This is a genomic window from Phaeobacter cretensis (assembly GCF_047372505.1).
Classification (GTDB): Bacteria; Pseudomonadota; Alphaproteobacteria; order Rhodobacterales; family Rhodobacteraceae; genus Phaeobacter; species Phaeobacter cretensis.
This window is the reverse complement of sequence record NZ_JBKBEU010000001.1, coordinates 24,248-39,725: the sequence shown is the minus strand read 5'-3', so window position 1 is coordinate 39,725 and position 15,478 is coordinate 24,248. Positions and strand designations below refer to the sequence as shown.

Genomic DNA, 15,478 nt, shown 5'->3' with positions numbered 1-15,478 from the left:
CTTTCGTTATAACCTTTTTTCCAAGCTCTGGCCTGCGCAAATCCGTTGTTGAGCGTCGTGACTATTAGATGAAAACATGCCCAAACTTGTAGACATCATTGACGCGATACGATGTAGCCCCCATTTGGACGTTACCCATGCTACATTTGTGGGAACGCTTATCACAGGTTGTGCCATGTCTCTGTTTCTACTTCCATACCGCCCGCTTGGTGGAATTGTCGCACTTGCTGGTATGATTGTCATATCGATGGCCAGCAGCGTAGCCGCGCAGGGGACCAGCGCAAACCGTGAAGAAATCTGCCGTAACAGGGCTGAGGCCTATGCGGGTGCCCCTAGAAACGATAGTCCAAGCGGGCTGCGGTTGGGGACTGATCGTGTCGGGATCACCTTTTCCGGTACAGCACGCATTGGCATTAGCGTACGGGACGGCAAGGTCAGTAGCGCAGGCACGCGCAACAGATCAGAACCCGGTGACCGAGATGACTATTTCAACACGCCAGATGCGCGACGCAAACGATTGGTAAAACAGCATTATCGTCATTGCATGTCTCAACCGTGATTTAGCAAACTAAGCTTAAATGAACGATGTCGACACTTTAATGATTAGAGAACTGAAATTGAGCCGGTGACTCGCAAACAGGGCATCTCGAAGGGGCAGGGTATATGACGCTTATTCAACAGCTGCTGCTAGGCAGCCTGTACCTAGGCATCTGCCTGGCAATCGAGGCTGGGTTGCTTGTCTTCTGTATCCATCTGCTGCGCAAACGGCTTGGGGGTCAGCAACGGACACGACAGTTCTTACAAACGACAGTTGTCATGGCCATTGCGATTGGCCTGATTGTGTTTGCGCATACGATTCAGGTGTGGATTTGGGCAACAGCATTGTTCTTTTCCGGAGCCATCGTTGATTGGAATACAGCGATATACTTTTCGCTCGTTACATATACGACACTTGGCTACGGGGACGTTGTGCTGGGCGAAGGCATGCGGATCTTTGCCGCGTTTGGAGCGGTGACAGGATTGTTCGCGTTCGGCATCAGCACGGCGTTTTTGGTAGCGGCACTGCGTGAGGTTTTCCTGCTGGAGGAGCGCCCGGCCCGCAAGGCGTAGTATGCCTCTACAATGCCAAGGATTGCCGGTTAGTTGAATATCGTCATGATTGACGCGGCCGCGGCGCCTGATCCCATATCTCTCTGAAAGGGCTGGTTTTTTGCCCCTAGCTATGAGACCGTTCCGGAATGAATATCCAATCCTATGCGAAGTCCGGTGCCTATGCGTTGTATCTGGCCGCCAAACGGTTCAACGAGAAGAACTGTTGGGTGCTCAGCAGCCATATTGCCATGTCATTGATGCTCGCGCTGTTTCCATTTGTGCTTTTCACGGTAGCGTTGACTGGTACAGTGGCGGGGTCGTTATCAGATCAGATCAATCTGGAAAATCTGGTCGATCTGGTTTTTGGTACCTGGCCCGAAAGCGTAGCAAACCCGATTGTACGCGAGGTCTATTCAGTTTTGGAAACCTCCTCCACAGGGGTAGTTACTCTTGGGGGTATTGTCGCGATTTACTTTGCCTCCAACGGTGTGGATGCGGTGCGCCTTGCGATGGTTCAAGCCTATCATGAACGCGACACGCGGCCGTTTTGGAAAACCCGTGGTCTGTGCATCGGCCTCGTGATCCTTGGCGGTGCCGGGATTATGGCGGCTGCGGTGTTTGAATTGATCTTGCCGCTCTATGCTCGCTATGTGTCCGATTTCTTCCCTCAGGCTCCTATCCCAAGCAATTGGGAGGGGGGCCTAAACGGTATCCTGGTGGCGTTGATCCCACTGATCGCGGTATTCGCTTTTCACATGTTGCTTCCATCCACGCGGCATCGCTTCATTCAGGTGCTGCCCGGTGTTCTGCTCACAGTGGTATTGTGGTGGGCCGCTGGCCTGGCCTTCGCCATTTACATCAGCAGTTTTGCTTCCTACTCAACAACCTATGCTGGGTTGGCCGGGGCAATGGCAGCGCTGATCTTTCTCTATCTCAATTCAGCTATTCTGATCTTGGGCGCCGAGCTGAATGGTGTTTTGCTGCATCCAGTTTCCGAAAACACACCTACCGGCACGAATGATCCGGCATAGACCGTTATTGTTTCGTCAATTGAAACAATAAGGCAGGTTTGCCACAATTGTGTCACGAATACGGCCCAGTGGCCGACTACTCTAAGAAAGACACCGGGCAAACCGGTTGACTACGGTACAAGGGTCTTTCTCATGCGCGTTTTGCACAACAAATTTCCAACCAACCAGTTGGTGCAACGCCTACTGAAGCGCTCGGAAGCCGACAGCGGCACGCAACATACTGAATGCCCGCGTATCTTTCTGCGTAGCGAGGGCACGTCAAGCGAAACCGTGGCTTTGCAGGATACCGCGTTGCGATCTTTCACTGGTACCGCGTAACGCCTCAGTTCAGTCGATCTTGGCCCGAAGTGTGCCAAGAATAGGGCCGTTGCCTCTTCAAGAATGGTGAGGTTCTGAATTTCAAACTTCAGATTCTTCGGGCGCGTCGCCGCGAAACCCGGTTGCCACAACAAATTTTTCGGAGCTGTCCGACCGTGAAGAGGGCGGTTTGACGTGGAAAACCTTGGTGAACTTCTGCTTGAGTAGTTTTTGCAGCTCGCCCTCAGCGCCGCCAGCCAGTACCTTAGCGACAAAGGTGCCGCCAACTTCCAGAACGTCAAAGGAGAAGTATGCGGCAGTTTCACAAAGCGAGATGATCCGCAGGTGATCGGTCTGCTTGTGCCCGGAACTCGCGGCCGCCATGTCCGACATCACAACATCTGCCTTGCCGCCCAGCCAAACCTTGACCTGATCGTCAGCGCCATCATCCATGAAATCCAGTTGATGAAACTCGGCACCTGCAAGGGGCTCAACCTCTTGCAGGTCGACACCAATGATACGGCCAACCGACTTGCCCGATCGCTCCCCTAGTGAGTTGATCCGCTTAACCGCGACCTGCGCCCAGCCACCAGGGGCACAGCCGAGATCGACAACACGCGCGCCTGGCACCAGGAAACGGAATTTATCGTCGACTTCCATAATCTTATAGGCCGCACGACCACGATAACCTTCGGCCTGCGCCCGCTTGACATACGGGTCATTTAACTGCCGCTGCAACCAGCGGGTAGAGCTCAGCTTGCGCCCGCGGGCAGTCTTGACCTTGACCTTCAGGTCACGCTGACCGCGCCCCGAGGTGTTTTTGCCAGTGGGTGTTTTTCCCGTGGGTGTCTTTGCCATATCCGCTGTTCCTTGTCGCCCGTTGCCACATCTGGGCCAATCATCGGACGCTCATATCCTGTGTGTGGCCGTTAAAACGGCCCGTCTTCCAATACGCCATCGGCGCTCATCTGTGCATAGAGCAAGCCTTCGCGCAGCCCACGGTCCGCCACTGACAGCCGGTCCGTTGGCCAGCAGCGCAAGAGGGCCTGCAGGATTGCCGCACCTGACATAATCAGCGCTTGCCGATCCTCGCCAATGCGCGGGTCGCTGCGGCGTCCCTGAGGGCCGAGTTCTAGATAAGACCGGATGACCTTGTCAATCTGATCGCTGGTCATGCGCAATCCGTCCACTTTTGTGCGGTCATAGCGTTTTAGCCCCAAATGCGAGGCCGCAACTGTTGTGACAGTCCCCGAGGTTCCGACGATCTGAAACCCTTGCCGGGTCTGCTCATCCTTGTAAGGGGCAAAGTCGGCGAGGTTTTCCTCAAAGAACCAGCTCATCAGGGCGAAGCGCGCCGCGTCATCCTCCACATCGTGAAACTGGTCACGCAAGGTCGCCACGCCCAATGGAACAGAAATCCAGTCCACAACCTTCGCCGCAGGGAAGGGGCTTTCGGCGGGGTGAAACCCTGCGTGCAGCCGCATGATGGCAGATGGGCGGTCCCGGCGCGCGATGGATGAGATGTCGATCCAGACCAATTCGGTTGACCCGCCACCAATATCAACAACCAGCAGCTGGTCGGTTTTGGTCGACACCAACGGGGCGCAGGAAATAACCGCGAGACGGGCTTCTTCTTCGGGTTGGATAATCTCAAGCGTCAAACCCGTTTCGCGACGCACCTGGCGGATAAATTCACGCGCATTCTTAGCACGGCGACAAGCCTCTGTCGCAACCAGCCGCATACGCTTGACCCGGTTTCGTTTCAGTTTTTGCTGACAAATCCGCAACGCCTGAATGGTGCGCGCCATAGACGCGCGCGATAAGCGCCCGGTACGCTCCAAACCGGCGCCCAGTTGCACCGACTTTGAGAAGCTGTCTACCACATGAAAGCCGCTGCCCTTGGGTTGGGCAATCAGCATCCGGCAGCTATTAGTTCCCAGATCAAGCGCCGCATATAGCGCATCAGGATCTGGGCGGGCCGGTGCAGGGCTCTCTACCGCTCGGGGAAATGCGCCCGCACCTTTGGAACGCCTGGGCGCCATGATTCACGCCCTCCGATAATCGTGTTGATCCAAGCATATGTGTGCTGATCGTCACGTGCAAGGTGGCCTGAGGGTGGCAACGACTATTTGAACAGCGTCGAATTGACGTTTTTTGAGTGGTTCGTATCGCATTGCTGGTCAAATTCATAAAGCTGTTGAATATTATGAGGAAGCCGCACGGTAGCCAGCACAGGGTCCCATTGTTATCCAAGAGCGACCCGCAAAAGGTCGCTCAGAACCAATGTCAGGTCGAAATCCGACGAACGCGCCCGGCGCTGCCACACTAGAAACGCATTTACACAGACGCAAAGGAAGCCAAGGCAATGCCCGACGTCACCATCGTATATTGGCGCGACATACCCGCACAAATCATCGTCGGCAAAGGCCGTCGTGGGGCCAAACGCCAATTGGAAGAGCGGTTTGAACAAGCCATCGATCGCGCCGCCATGAAGGTGAACGCCAAGGATGCCGACGCTTATCTAGCAGAATGGCGCAAAGCTGCGCCTTACGCAGTAGATGGTGACCCGGCAGACATTGCCGAGGCCGAAGCCCTGCGTCTGGAAACGGATTATGATCAGGATCGGCTCAAGACGCTGATCGCTAACGACGGATGGGCATGAGCCTGACATCTTTATGGGAGGCCACGATGGCTTTGTTGAACTTCAAAAAACGCGACGCGGGTGCGGCCAAGCCCAGCAGCCCAGAGGTCGAGGCCTTTCTGGAAAACTACTCCATCGAGGTGATGCCACGCACCGCGGCGAAAATCGACAGCTTTGCTGATCTGCTGCCTGCAGGAACTCGCGTCTATATCGCGCATATTGAAGGCACCCCGATAGAGGAAATGGTCGAGACCGCCAAACGGGTAAATGCCGAAGGATTCCCGGTGATGCCGCATTTCCCTGCTCGCATCATTCAGGATGAGACCACGCTGGCGGATTGGATCGCACGCTACCAAGGCGAGGCAGACGTCAAACAGGCGTTGCTGTTGGCTGGCGGCGTGAGCAAACCTCACGGCGCATTCGATAGCTCAATGCAACTGTTGGAGACCGGGCTGTTCGACAAAGCCGGGTTCAGCAATCTACATGTTGCCGGGCACCCCGAAGGCAACAAGGATATTGACCCCGATGGCAGCATGAAGAATGTCTCGGATGCGCTTCTTTGGAAACAAAAATTTTCCGAGCGCACGGATGCGGATATGGCTCTCGCAACGCAGTTTGCCTTTGAGGCAAAACCGATCATCGAATGGGCGGATAGTATCAAGGCAGCCGGTGTCGATCTGCCAATCCACATTGGTATCGCAGGTCCGGCCAAGCTACAGACATTGATCAAATTCGCTATTGCTTGTGGCGTCGGCCCATCGCTTAAAGTCCTGCAGAAACGCGCAATGGATGTCTCCAAGCTGTTGCTGCCGTATGAGCCCAACGACGTGATCAGCGAGCTGGCAGCTCACAAGGCCGCCAACCCAGATTTCAACATCACCAATGTGCATTTCTTCCCGCTAGGTGGCATCAAGACCAATGCCACCTGGGCCATCAACAACGGTGGCGCAGCAGCGCAGCCGGTCAATTCCCAAGGATAAACAATGACCCGTACTGTCGTAGAATCTAAGACAAAAACTGCAACTTTGGGGTTTGATGAACCGTTCTGTGTGATCGGCGAGCGGATCAACCCGACGGGCCGTAAGAAACTGGCCGCTGAGCTGGAAGCGGGCGATTTTTCCACTGTTGAGAAAGACGCGCTTGCGCAGGTTATGGCCGGCGCAAACATCCTCGATATCAATGCAGGCGTTGTCTACAACTCCAACCCGAACCCTAACGAGACCGAGCCACCGCTGATGACCAAGATCGTCGAGCTGGTTCAAGGGTTGACCGATACGCCGCTCTGCATCGACTCGTCTGTTCCCGGCGCGCTTGAGGCTGGTCTGCAGGCCGCAGAAGGGCGCCCACTGCTGAACTCTGTCACCGGTGAGGAAGAACGTCTGGAGCACGTGCTGCCGCTGGTAAAGAAATACAATGTCCCGGTTGTGGCGATTTCCAACGATGATACCGGCATCTCCGAAGATCCTGATGTGCGCTTCGCTGTTGCGAAGAAAATCGTTGAACGTGCCGCCGACTTCGGCATTCCAGCACATGACATCGTGGTTGATCCTCTGGTTATGCCCATCGGTGCAATGGCAACAGCAGGCCTGCAGGTCTTCGCTCTGGTCCGTCGCCTGCGCGAAGAGCTGGGTGTAAACACGACCTGTGGCGCTTCCAATGTGTCCTTTGGCTTGCCAAACCGTCACGGCATCAACAACGCGTTCCTGCCGATGGCGATGGGGGCCGGCATGACCTCTGCAATCATGAACCCGGTCGCACTTCCGATCACTCAGAAGAAGATTGCTGAGAAAAAAGCCGAAGTTGAAGCCGCCGGTATTGTCCTGCCCGAGGGTATGGAAGACGAGGCGTTTGTTCAGATGTTTGGTCTGGGCTCAACCAAGGCGCGTCCCGGTAAGGAAATGGAAGCCATTCGCGCCGCCAATTTGCTGACCAACAACGACCCGCATGGTGGTGATTGGATCCGAGCCAACAAAGAACCTGCAAAAGAGGGCGAAGAGGGTCGTGGCCGAGGTGGCCGTTCTGGTGGACGCCGCCGCCGCGCCTAATCGCTGCCCTTCTAACAATAGTGAGGTCAGGCCGCCGGTCTGGCCTTTTTTTGTAGGCCTAGAACAATAGGTGCAGCCAAAGATCAGCAGTTGCGGACCCATCCCAGAGACTTGATTGAATAAAGGTAAGTTCAAACGAGCGGCCTACGGGTAAAACCATTCCTCATGGACGCAGACCGCTCTCTCCCGCCCCGGATTCCTCGGGATTCTCCAATAGTAGTGGGGCAGGCAGGCAACGTCTATGTTAACGGTTCTGACCGGCAAGCCTTTGCTAGCTTGCGAAACAGGCAGGTGACAAATCAATCAGTTATCATACCCCGAACAGAGGAGATGGTAACCTACGTGGATAAGCGTGAGCGACGGTCGATGTGTACTGATCCGGCGGCCTCATCCCTGAGGAAATCGCGGAGGAGGGCGATGTAGCCTCGGCGCCAAAACCGAAGCACGACCCGGCAAGGCGGCTTCGAGCCCGACATGATCATTCTGGTTCAGGTCGGTGTGTCCAAACTTCTGCATTTGGTTCGTGATCAGCGCGCGTGCCATCGGTCTCCGCTCCGAGCCGTTTTGCAACCGCTTGTGAACGATGGTTCTCGAAATCGATATAGCTAACCAATTGCTCAATACCATGAGCTTGATACGCCCACTTGCGAACAGCTAGGCCAGCCTCGGTGGCATATCCTTTACCTTCGGCCTCATCAAAAAGATGCCACGCCAACTCAACGTCCGGCCAATTTGAATGCTTAAGCAACCCGACACGACCTAGTGGATGGCTCCCCCTCAGCTTCGTTATTGTAAAGAATCCAAACCCGTGCCATTGCCAATGGCCAACCCCGATCAAGAACCCGAACCAACACTGTTCATCGCTGACCGTTTCGCCTTGGGATTGCAGCCTCGGCGAACGCGTCATGTAGCGGGTAAATTCGGGTAAATCACTTTGTAAGGGCCCGCGTAGAGTTAGTCGCTCTGTTTCAAGGACTGGAGCAGACGTCAAAGGTTTTGCCATTTCGGCCTCCGTTCGGGCAGTTTACCTGAGAGAGTAGCCCCGGTAGCGGGAAAACCGCATCGATTTTTCCGCGAACTGGAGATCGGCTTTGTATGCACACTTTGGAGCTGTCGCGCTTTTGTGCCGCTCCAAGTGCTTGTTTAGGCCAGTTTCCGTTCGAAGACGACAGGGCTTTCCAAGCCAATGCTGAATGCCTTCGATGCGGATTGTAGAAGCCATTGATGTATTTGAAGAAGGTCTCGACGGCAGCATTGTCATAACAATTACCTTTCCCATACATCCACTGCCCGGCGGTGCATGTTTACATGCATGAGAGCGGACACCTTGAAGCCGCCCAGGCTCAGGCGCGATTGTTCTATAATGTACGCCAGTGTCACCAGGTCAGACCGCTGTCTTGCGACCGGCGGGACAATTGCGGAAAGCGCGCAAAGAACACCGTGGCCTTTTTAATATTTCCCTTTCCTCCTTGAGAATGTGCCCTCTCACACATGCAAGCATGTGCTGTCAGGCAATGGTGTCTCACGCCGAAGCCGGTCGTTTTCTTTGGCGAGTTCCAAATCCTCTTTCGACACCACATCTGTTTCCCGATGCGCCGTGATCCACTTGCTCAGCGTCGACATTCCAACACCCAGATCCTCAGCCACATGCTTGCGCAATGCCGCACTTGAGCCAGAGGGCATAACTGGCTTACGCTATAGCGCGAACATTTTAGTTCAGTTCAGGGATGCAATTATTGGTTTTTCGAGAGCGGTTCTCTATCAGAATTGGCAGGTCTGATTGATGTGGCTCTTTAGTCTCAGTTCAAATGTTCACAAGCACGCCGTTCGATCTAAAGCGCTATCATAGCTACGCTTTTCGGAAGAACTCTGGGTGTGTTGTCTCCAGCGGCGTAAGACGGTCGATGAGTTGACGCAAATGGATGGCCATACTTGCTCGTGCCGCCTTGCTGTCTTTGGCTTTGATCGCATCAAGGATTGCTTGATGTTCCTCTACTGCCTCTTTCGGCCGCCCCTTAGTCGGGAGCAAGAGCATCCGTGCGCGCAGTAACTGAAGCGAGAGATGATCTGCTGCAGCGATCACTTTTGGAAACCCGGTAAACTGCAAGATCAGATTATGAAATTCGACATCGGCCTCAAAGAACCCTGCGTGATCGCCGTCTTCAATTAGCAAAGTCTGCAGGCGGAGGTTTCGAGACAATTTGCAGAGTTGTTCCTCACTTCGTTCATTCGCAATTTTGGCGACTGCCGCTACCTCAATCGCTTCGCGCAAAAAGCTCTCTTCCTGAATCGCAGTCAGGGATAAGCGTGAAACACGGGTGGCTGATTGTGGGACAATGTCCACAAGCCCTTCTGAGGAGAGTTTGCCGAGCGCTTCGGCGACCGGTGACCTTGAAACACCAAGCTGTTCACACAGCGCGCCTTTGCGCAGAACAAAACCTGGCTCAAGTGACATATTCAGGATCTGGTCACGCAAAACCGTATAGACTCGGTGGCCCAGAGTGCCATCAAGCCCATCTATGCCCAACTCAACCGGTGTTCGTTGCATTTGAATTCCCATAACTGACATGTTAGTTGACATATGGCGCGAGTCAACCTAGTCAAAGATACCGGAGACAGAAGTCGACATCCAGAGGTCCTCGTTGACCACTGTCTGATGTGACTACGGCGCCCACAAGACGGCTGCTGGTTCTTCTGCGCGTACAAAAGCGATCGGCTTGGGAGGGCTGTACGCATGACAAACTTGGTGGAGATGAGGGGAATCCAAAAACGGTTCCCAGGCGTCCATGCCCTAAAGGATGTTCAGTTCGACCTGCGCCCCGGCGAAGTCCACGCATTGATGGGGGAGAATGGCGCGGGCAAGTCGACTTTGATGAAAATCATGTCCGGCATCTATGCTCGCGACGAAGGCGAAATGTACGTTGATGGCAAACCCATTGCCCCCAAAGGGCCGCGGGCTGCACAAGATCTGGGTATCGGGATCATTCACCAGGAATTGAGTCTGATGAACGATCTTACAGCAGCACAAAACGTTCTTATCGGGCGTGAACCACGCCTTCGCTTTGGTCGACTGGATGAGGCCGCGCTGAATGCGCAGGCTTCGGAGATTTTCAAATCGCTCAACCTGAGTATGGATCCGCGCACACTGGTCGGAACTCAGACAGTAGCCCGCCAGCAGTTGATAGAAATCGCGAAGACGCTGTCATACAACCCACGCTGCCTGATCATGGACGAACCGACGGCGGCGCTGAATGACACAGAGATCAATGAGCTATTCAAAGTAATTGCAAAGCTGAAAGCTGATGGTGTGGGGATTGTCTATATCAGCCACCGGATGGACGAAATAAAGCGCATCGCAGATCGCGTCACGATTCTTCGGGATGGGGCGTATATCGACACGGTGCAAGCCGCCGAGACGCCATTGTCTAAGATCATTCAATTGATGGTTGGCCGCGAAGTAACACACGACGAGTCAAACATCTCCGATCTTTCGCAGAGCCCCATTGCCCTTGAGGTGCGCAACCTATCGCGTGGTTCCGTTGTAAAGGATGTCAGCTTTGATGTGCGCAAGGGGGAAATCCTGGGGTTTGCAGGCCTAATGGGCGCAGGTCGCACCGAGGTGGCTCGTATTATCTTCGGGGCTGATCCCCGCGAGGCTGGCGACATATTGGTTCAAGGTCAGCCCGTGAACATTCGCTCTCCGAATGAGGCGGTTCAGGCGGGCATTGGATATCTGTCAGAGGATCGCAAGCACTTTGGTCTTGCTGTGGATATGACGGTTCGCGCGAATATCGCGATGGCAAATATGTCCTGGTTTACAAACTCTATGGGCGTGTTGAACGAGGCAGCAATGAAGGAAACCGCGCTTAAGTACATTGATCAACTCGGCATTCGGACACCTTCAGATATGCAGGATGTCCGGCTGCTTTCAGGTGGAAACCAACAAAAGGTCGTCATCGCGAAATGGCTATTGCGCGATTGCGATGTGCTGATCTTTGATGAGCCAACACGTGGCATCGACGTGGGCGCAAAATCCGAAATTTATGATCTGTTGGAAGACCTCGCCGCACAAGGGCGGGCGATCATCGTTATCTCATCTGAGCTTCCCGAAGTTTTACGACTGTCCCATCGTATCGCAGTCATGTGCGAAGGCCGCCTGACCGGCATCCTGCCACGCGATGGCGCGACACAAGAAAACATCATGGAACTCGCGACCCAGACCGACAAAACTAAGGAACCCATCCAATGACAGTGATGAGCCAGGATGCGCCCGCCAGTGCTTTGCGGAAGCTGACCGCAAGCGGTGCCTTTCAAAAATTGCTCGCCTTCGCCAGTCTCGTGTTGCTTTTGATCGCGTTCAGCATTGCCTCGCCCAACTTCATGCAGACCTCGAATATGATCGCGATTTTGCAGGCCACGTCGGTCAATGGCGTGTTGGCAATTGCTGCAACCCTTGTGATCATTACAGGCGGTATCGATCTATCTGTCGGCACTTTGATGACATTTACAGCCGTGATGACGGGTGTGGTGTTGACCAATCTTGGACTGCCTTTGCCGCTTGGCGTTGCTGCCGCGATTGCGACGGGGACATTGGCTGGCTTTATCTCGGGAACGCTGGTTGCCAAGATGAAAATCCCGCCTTTCATTGCGACTTTGGGTTTGATGCTCATTCTCAAGGGATTGTCACTGGTGGTGTCTGGCACGCGTCCGATCTATTTCAATGACACGCCGGGTTTTGACAAGATTTCCCGCGGCTCGCTGATAGGTGAAATTTTCCCAGCTGTTCCGATCCCCAATGGCGTCTTGATCTTGTTTCTGGTCGCCGGTGCCGTCTCCTATATTCTTAGCCGCACGGTTTTGGGGCGCTATTGCTTTGCATTGGGCAGCAACGAAGAAGCTGTGCGCTTGTCTGGCGTGAACACGGATCGTTGGAAAATCGCCATCTACAGCTTGTCTGGCGCAATTGTTGGCATTGCTGGCCTTTTGATTGCCTCGCGCCTGAACTCCGCGCAACCAGCCCTTGGACTTGGCTATGAACTGGAGGCTATTGCCGCCGTTGTGATTGGCGGCACGTCCTTGTCGGGGGGGCGCGGCACAATCCTTGGGACACTCATCGGGGCGTTGATAATGGCCGTTTTGTTGAATGGTTTGCGCATATTGTCTGTTCCACAAGAATGGCAAACCGTTGTCACGGGCGCGATCATTATTCTCGCTGTCTACGCAGATATCATGAGACGACAAAAGGCCAACTAAACCGGCCGAGAATTAAGCATAATTTCAAATGGGAGGAACTAGAAAATGATGAATAGAAGACAAGTAATGGGCACAATGGGTGCCGGTCTCGTCATGGCGCAAGCCACGGTCGCTATTGGTCAGGAAACCAAACTTATTCCGCTGATTTCCAAGGGTTTTCAGCACCAATTCTGGCAGGCTGTTAAGGCCGGCGCAGATCAAGCTGCTGCCGAATTCGGTGTTGAGATGACATTTGAAGGTCCAGATTCCGAAGCTCAGGTTGATCGCCAGATCGACATGCTGGCTGCTGCCTTGGCCAAATCACCTGCAGCGATTGGTTTCGCAGCATTGGACAGCCAAGCGGCCATTCCGCTTTTGCGCCAAGCCCAGGACGCAGGCATTCCGATTGTCGCATTTGACAGCGGTGTCGACAGCGACATTCCGGTCAGCACCTGCACCACAGATAATGCGGCTGCGGCTGGCATGGCCGCTGCCAAAATGGCCGAATTCATTGGTGGTGAAGGCAAAGTTGCTGTCGTGGCACATGACCAAACGAGCCGTACGGGCATTGACCGCCGCGATGGTTTCTTGAACGAAATCGCGAAACACCCCGGCATCGAAGTCGTCACTGTCCAGTACGGTGCCGGTGATCAGTTGCAATCGACAGAGATCACAAAGTCGATCCTGACAGCCAACCCTGACCTGAAAGGTATCTTTGGCACCAACGAAGGCTCTGCAATCGGCGTTGTGAATGGTGTAAGCGAAAACGGCGCTGAGGGCGTGGTCGTGATCGGTTACGATTCCGGCGCTGCTCAGAAGAACGCAATCCGATCTGGTCTGATGACGGGCGCAATTACACAAAACCCGGTTGGCATTGGATATGAAACGGTGAAAGCCGCTTTAATGGCCGCCAACGGTGAAGCTGTTGCCCCGCTGATCGACACTGGTTTTTACTACTACGACGCCAGCAATATCGACGATCCAAAGGTCGCGGCGGTGTTATACGACTAAATAATAATTTGCATCGCAGCCCGGTCAATTCGGGCTGCGCTCATTCATTGAAACGCGACACTTGCGCCCCGCGAACCTGCTCAGCGTAAGACGTCAATATGAACACTTTTGAAAGCGCACGCTGCCATGCTTCGAAATATCAATCCTCTTCTCTCGCCCGATTTGCTGCATGCCCTGCGCGCAATGGGGCACGGGGACTTTATCGTTCTGGCAGACGCAAATTTTCCGGCTGAGAGGATTGGCCCCCGTTGCATCCGGGCGGACGGGTCGGATGCGTCGATGATGCTGAACGCGGTCCTGTCTGTTATGCCACTGGATACTTATACAGATGATCCGGTCAGATGTATGCAGGTCGTAAGCGATGCGGACGCTGTGCCAGAGACTGTCGAGGATTTCCAACGCATTATTGACAACGTAGCTGACGCACCACAGCCGATCCAGTCGATAGAACGGTTTGCGTTTTATGAACTAGCTAAATCCGCTTTTGCTGTGGTCCAGACTGGAGAACGTCGGCTTTACGGCAATATCATTCTCACCAAAGGCGTGATAGAATGAAGATCGACGCGCATCAGCATTTTTGGGCCCTTGCGCGTGGGGACTATGGATGGCTGACGCCAGAGTTGCCACCCCTTTACCGCGACTTTTTACCCGCCGATCTTGCACCAGTATTACGCGTCAATGGTGTTGAGGGCACGGTTTTGGTGCAGGCTGCACCAACAATTGCAGAAACCGAATTTATGCTTGGGCTGGCTGATGACAATCCCTTCATCCTTGGCGTTGTCGGATGGGTAGATTTTGAAGCACCAGACGCTATCGGGCAAATAACCCGGCTTGCCACCCACCCAAAATTTGTTGGCCTGCGTCCAATGATCCAAGACATCTCGGATGTCGATTGGATGCTGTCGAAAACGCACACGCCCATCTTTCGGGCAATGGCCACCTCAGAGCTTGCCTTTGACGCGCTTGTCTTGCCCAAACACCTGCCTAACTTGCAAGAATTAGTGCGAGACCACCCGGATCTGAGCATCGTGATCGACCACGCCGCAAAGCCGGAAATTGCCGCTGGTCAGTTCAACGAATGGGCGGCCAATATGGTGTCATTGGCCCAAAATACATCCGTTGCCGTGAAACTCTCGGGTTTGGTCACAGAGGCCGCCAAGGATTGGACCGTTTCGCAGTTAAGACCATATGTCGAGCACCTGCTGGATCACTTTGGTCCTACCCGGATGATCTGGGGCAGCGATTGGCCTGTCTGCACTCTGGCCTGCGCATATGACGACTGGTGCGCCGCCACAGATCAAATCTTGAAAGATCTGAATGAGACCGACAGGGACGCGATATTAGGCGGAAACGCAGCACGTATCTATAGAATAAAAGGAGCGGCCTGATGGGACGATTAGATGGAAAAACAGCGCTGATTACGGCAGCAGGTCAAGGCATTGGTCGGGCTACGGCTGAGATGTTCGCGCAGCAAGGCGCACGGGTGATTGCGACGGATATCAACGTCGCAAGCCTGTCAAAGATTGGTCCGACTGATGGGATCGAGACGCATGTGCTGGACGTGTTGGATGGCGCCGCCGTCACCGCGTTCATTGCCAATATCGGCAAGCTGGACACTCTCTTCAACTGCGCAGGCTATGTGGCTAATGGGACGATTTTGAACTGTGCCGAGGATGATTGGGATTTCAGCTTCGACCTGAATGTAAAGGCGCAGTACCGGCTAATCAAACTGGTTTTGCCCGGTATGATTGCACGGGACGGTGGGTCGATCATCAACATGTCCTCCGTGGCATCATCTATAAAAGGCGTGCCAAACCGGCTTGCATATTGTGCGTCCAAAGCGGCGGTCATTGGGTTAACCAAGGCGGTGGCGGCGGACTACGTCACGCAGAACATTCGCTGCAATGCAATCTGTCCCGGCACGGTCGATAGCCCATCAATGCACCAACGACTGCGCGACACAGGCGATTATGACTCAGCACTCAAAGCATTTATCGAACGCCAGCCCATGGGGCGCATTGGCACGGCCGTAGAAATAGCCGCCCTCGCACTTTACCTGGCCAGCGACGACGCGGCGTTCACAACGGGACAATGCCACGTCATCGACGGCGGCTGGGCAATTTGAGATT

17 protein-coding genes and 2 pseudogenes are annotated in these 15,478 nt (G+C 54.3%); 13 read left to right on the top strand and 6 right to left on the bottom strand.

Annotated elements, in window-relative coordinates; genetic code table 11:
- Positions 1–76 precede the first annotated feature (76 nt).
- From ACEWZM_RS00260 to ACEWZM_RS00245, 4 genes are all read left to right on the top strand, one after another.
- Positions 77–559, top strand: coding sequence for a hypothetical protein (locus ACEWZM_RS00260; RefSeq protein WP_414004532.1), 483 nt, complete (start codon positions 77–79; stop codon positions 557–559).
- A 104-nt stretch (positions 560–663) separates the two neighbouring features.
- The gene (locus ACEWZM_RS00255) at positions 664–1,110 is read left to right on the top strand and encodes a potassium channel family protein (protein WP_414004531.1); all 447 of its coding nucleotides are present in this window, start codon (positions 664–666) and stop codon (positions 1,108–1,110) included.
- Between the two features lie 128 nt (positions 1,111–1,238).
- Positions 1,239–2,123 carry a YihY/virulence factor BrkB family protein gene (locus ACEWZM_RS00250; protein ID WP_414004530.1) on the top strand — a complete coding sequence of 295 codons (885 nt, stop codon included), beginning with the start codon at positions 1,239–1,241 and terminating at the stop codon, positions 2,121–2,123.
- A 132-nt stretch (positions 2,124–2,255) separates the two neighbouring features.
- The gene (locus ACEWZM_RS00245; RefSeq protein WP_414004529.1) at positions 2,256–2,441 is read left to right on the top strand and encodes a hypothetical protein; all 186 of its coding nucleotides are present in this window, start codon (positions 2,256–2,258) and stop codon (positions 2,439–2,441) included.
- Between the two features lie 81 nt (positions 2,442–2,522).
- Here ACEWZM_RS00245 and ACEWZM_RS00240 read toward each other — a convergent pair whose 3' ends face one another.
- Together ACEWZM_RS00240 and ACEWZM_RS00235 are read right to left on the bottom strand one after the other, a co-directional pair.
- On the bottom strand, positions 2,523–3,278 hold the full coding sequence (locus ACEWZM_RS00240; protein ID WP_414004528.1) for an RlmE family RNA methyltransferase: 756 nt from the start codon (positions 3,276–3,278) through the stop codon (positions 2,523–2,525).
- A gap of 71 nt (positions 3,279–3,349) precedes the next feature.
- A complete protein-coding gene (locus tag ACEWZM_RS00235; RefSeq protein ID WP_414004527.1) occupies positions 3,350–4,462 on the bottom strand; it encodes a Ppx/GppA phosphatase family protein in 1,113 nt (370 codons plus the stop codon).
- 323 nt (positions 4,463–4,785) lie between these two features.
- Here ACEWZM_RS00235 and ACEWZM_RS00230 point away from each other — a divergent pair, with 323 nt between their 5' ends.
- The 3 genes from ACEWZM_RS00230 to ACEWZM_RS00220 are packed head-to-tail and all read left to right on the top strand — an operon-like array spanning position 4,786 to position 7,106.
- Positions 4,786–5,082, top strand: coding sequence for a virulence factor (locus tag ACEWZM_RS00230; RefSeq protein WP_414004526.1), 297 nt, complete (start codon positions 4,786–4,788; stop codon positions 5,080–5,082).
- Positions 5,083–5,108: 26 nt separating this feature from the next.
- The gene (locus tag ACEWZM_RS00225; protein ID WP_414007910.1) at positions 5,109–6,041 is read left to right on the top strand and encodes a methylenetetrahydrofolate reductase; all 933 of its coding nucleotides are present in this window, start codon (positions 5,109–5,111) and stop codon (positions 6,039–6,041) included.
- 3 nt (positions 6,042–6,044) lie between these two features.
- Complete coding sequence (locus ACEWZM_RS00220; RefSeq protein ID WP_414004525.1) at positions 6,045–7,106, top strand: methyltetrahydrofolate cobalamin methyltransferase; 1,062 nt, start codon at positions 6,045–6,047, stop codon at positions 7,104–7,106.
- A 478-nt stretch (positions 7,107–7,584) separates the two neighbouring features.
- Here ACEWZM_RS00220 and ACEWZM_RS00215 read toward each other — a convergent pair whose 3' ends face one another.
- The 4 genes and pseudogenes from ACEWZM_RS00215 to ACEWZM_RS00200 all read right to left on the bottom strand — a co-directional run bounded on the left by ACEWZM_RS00215 (position 7,585) and on the right by ACEWZM_RS00200 (position 9,654).
- Positions 7,585–8,109 (bottom strand): GNAT family N-acetyltransferase, encoded by a 525-nt coding sequence (locus ACEWZM_RS00215; protein WP_414004524.1) that lies wholly within the window; start codon positions 8,107–8,109, stop codon positions 7,585–7,587.
- A 140-nt stretch (positions 8,110–8,249) separates the two neighbouring features.
- Positions 8,250–8,389 (bottom strand): annotated as a pseudogene (locus ACEWZM_RS00210) (IS3 family transposase); the annotation flags it as partial.
- A gap of 229 nt (positions 8,390–8,618) precedes the next feature.
- Positions 8,619–8,789, bottom strand: a pseudogene (locus ACEWZM_RS00205) (transposase); the annotation flags it as partial.
- A gap of 166 nt (positions 8,790–8,955) precedes the next feature.
- Positions 8,956–9,654 carry a GntR family transcriptional regulator gene (locus ACEWZM_RS00200; protein ID WP_414004523.1) on the bottom strand — a complete coding sequence of 233 codons (699 nt, stop codon included), beginning with the start codon at positions 9,652–9,654 and terminating at the stop codon, positions 8,956–8,958.
- A 186-nt stretch (positions 9,655–9,840) separates the two neighbouring features.
- On the opposite strand from ACEWZM_RS00200, the gene ACEWZM_RS00195 reads away from it, so the two are divergent.
- From ACEWZM_RS00195 to ACEWZM_RS00170, 6 genes are all read left to right on the top strand, one after another.
- On the top strand, positions 9,841–11,355 hold the full coding sequence (locus tag ACEWZM_RS00195; RefSeq protein WP_414004522.1) for a sugar ABC transporter ATP-binding protein: 1,515 nt from the start codon (positions 9,841–9,843) through the stop codon (positions 11,353–11,355).
- Positions 11,352–12,359: an ABC transporter permease gene (locus ACEWZM_RS00190; RefSeq protein ID WP_414004521.1), complete on the top strand. Its 1,008-nt coding sequence runs from the start codon at positions 11,352–11,354 to the stop codon at positions 12,357–12,359. The genes ACEWZM_RS00195 and ACEWZM_RS00190 overlap by 4 nt, the downstream gene beginning before the upstream one ends.
- Positions 12,360–12,404: 45 nt before the next feature.
- Positions 12,405–13,349, top strand: a complete 945-nt coding sequence (locus tag ACEWZM_RS00185; RefSeq protein WP_414004520.1) for an ABC transporter substrate-binding protein — start codon at positions 12,405–12,407, stop codon at positions 13,347–13,349.
- A 126-nt stretch (positions 13,350–13,475) separates the two neighbouring features.
- Entirely contained in the window at positions 13,476–13,904 is a 429-nt protein-coding gene (locus tag ACEWZM_RS00180; protein WP_414004519.1) for an RbsD/FucU family protein, read from the top strand.
- A complete protein-coding gene (locus ACEWZM_RS00175) occupies positions 13,901–14,737 on the top strand; it encodes an amidohydrolase family protein (RefSeq protein WP_414004518.1) in 837 nt (278 codons plus the stop codon). The genes ACEWZM_RS00180 and ACEWZM_RS00175 overlap by 4 nt, the downstream gene beginning before the upstream one ends.
- Positions 14,737–15,474: an SDR family oxidoreductase gene (locus tag ACEWZM_RS00170; RefSeq protein WP_414004517.1), complete on the top strand. Its 738-nt coding sequence runs from the start codon at positions 14,737–14,739 to the stop codon at positions 15,472–15,474. Before ACEWZM_RS00175 ends, ACEWZM_RS00170 begins: the two co-directional genes overlap by 1 nt.
- Positions 15,475–15,478: the final 4 nt, after the last annotated feature.

What these genes read in the sequence shown, in the direction of transcription:
- ACEWZM_RS00215 (WP_414004524.1), bottom strand. Translation starts at nt 8,109, where the DNA reads ATGGCAAAACCTTTGACGTCTGCTCCAGTCCTTGAAACAGAGCGACTA.
- ACEWZM_RS00195 (WP_414004522.1), top strand. Translation starts at nt 9,841, where the DNA reads ATGACAAACTTGGTGGAGATGAGGGGAATCCAAAAACGGTTCCCAGGC.
- ACEWZM_RS00250 (WP_414004530.1), top strand. Translation starts at nt 1,239, where the DNA reads ATGAATATCCAATCCTATGCGAAGTCCGGTGCCTATGCGTTGTATCTG.
- ACEWZM_RS00200 (WP_414004523.1), bottom strand. Translation starts at nt 9,654, where the DNA reads ATGCAACGAACACCGGTTGAGTTGGGCATAGATGGGCTTGATGGCACT.
- ACEWZM_RS00175 (WP_414004518.1), top strand. Translation starts at nt 13,901, where the DNA reads ATGAAGATCGACGCGCATCAGCATTTTTGGGCCCTTGCGCGTGGGGAC.
- ACEWZM_RS00240 (WP_414004528.1), bottom strand. Translation starts at nt 3,278, where the DNA reads ATGGCAAAGACACCCACGGGAAAAACACCCACTGGCAAAAACACCTCG.
- ACEWZM_RS00170 (WP_414004517.1), top strand. Translation starts at nt 14,737, where the DNA reads ATGGGACGATTAGATGGAAAAACAGCGCTGATTACGGCAGCAGGTCAA.
- ACEWZM_RS00190 (WP_414004521.1), top strand. Translation starts at nt 11,352, where the DNA reads ATGACAGTGATGAGCCAGGATGCGCCCGCCAGTGCTTTGCGGAAGCTG.
- ACEWZM_RS00225 (WP_414007910.1), top strand. Translation starts at nt 5,109, where the DNA reads ATGGCTTTGTTGAACTTCAAAAAACGCGACGCGGGTGCGGCCAAGCCC.
- ACEWZM_RS00255 (WP_414004531.1), top strand. Translation starts at nt 664, where the DNA reads ATGACGCTTATTCAACAGCTGCTGCTAGGCAGCCTGTACCTAGGCATC.
- ACEWZM_RS00245 (WP_414004529.1), top strand. Translation starts at nt 2,256, where the DNA reads ATGCGCGTTTTGCACAACAAATTTCCAACCAACCAGTTGGTGCAACGC.
- ACEWZM_RS00180 (WP_414004519.1), top strand. Translation starts at nt 13,476, where the DNA reads ATGCTTCGAAATATCAATCCTCTTCTCTCGCCCGATTTGCTGCATGCC.
- ACEWZM_RS00185 (WP_414004520.1), top strand. Translation starts at nt 12,405, where the DNA reads ATGATGAATAGAAGACAAGTAATGGGCACAATGGGTGCCGGTCTCGTC.
- ACEWZM_RS00220 (WP_414004525.1), top strand. Translation starts at nt 6,045, where the DNA reads ATGACCCGTACTGTCGTAGAATCTAAGACAAAAACTGCAACTTTGGGG.
- ACEWZM_RS00235 (WP_414004527.1), bottom strand. Translation starts at nt 4,462, where the DNA reads ATGGCGCCCAGGCGTTCCAAAGGTGCGGGCGCATTTCCCCGAGCGGTA.
- ACEWZM_RS00260 (WP_414004532.1), top strand. Translation starts at nt 77, where the DNA reads ATGCCCAAACTTGTAGACATCATTGACGCGATACGATGTAGCCCCCAT.
- ACEWZM_RS00230 (WP_414004526.1), top strand. Translation starts at nt 4,786, where the DNA reads ATGCCCGACGTCACCATCGTATATTGGCGCGACATACCCGCACAAATC.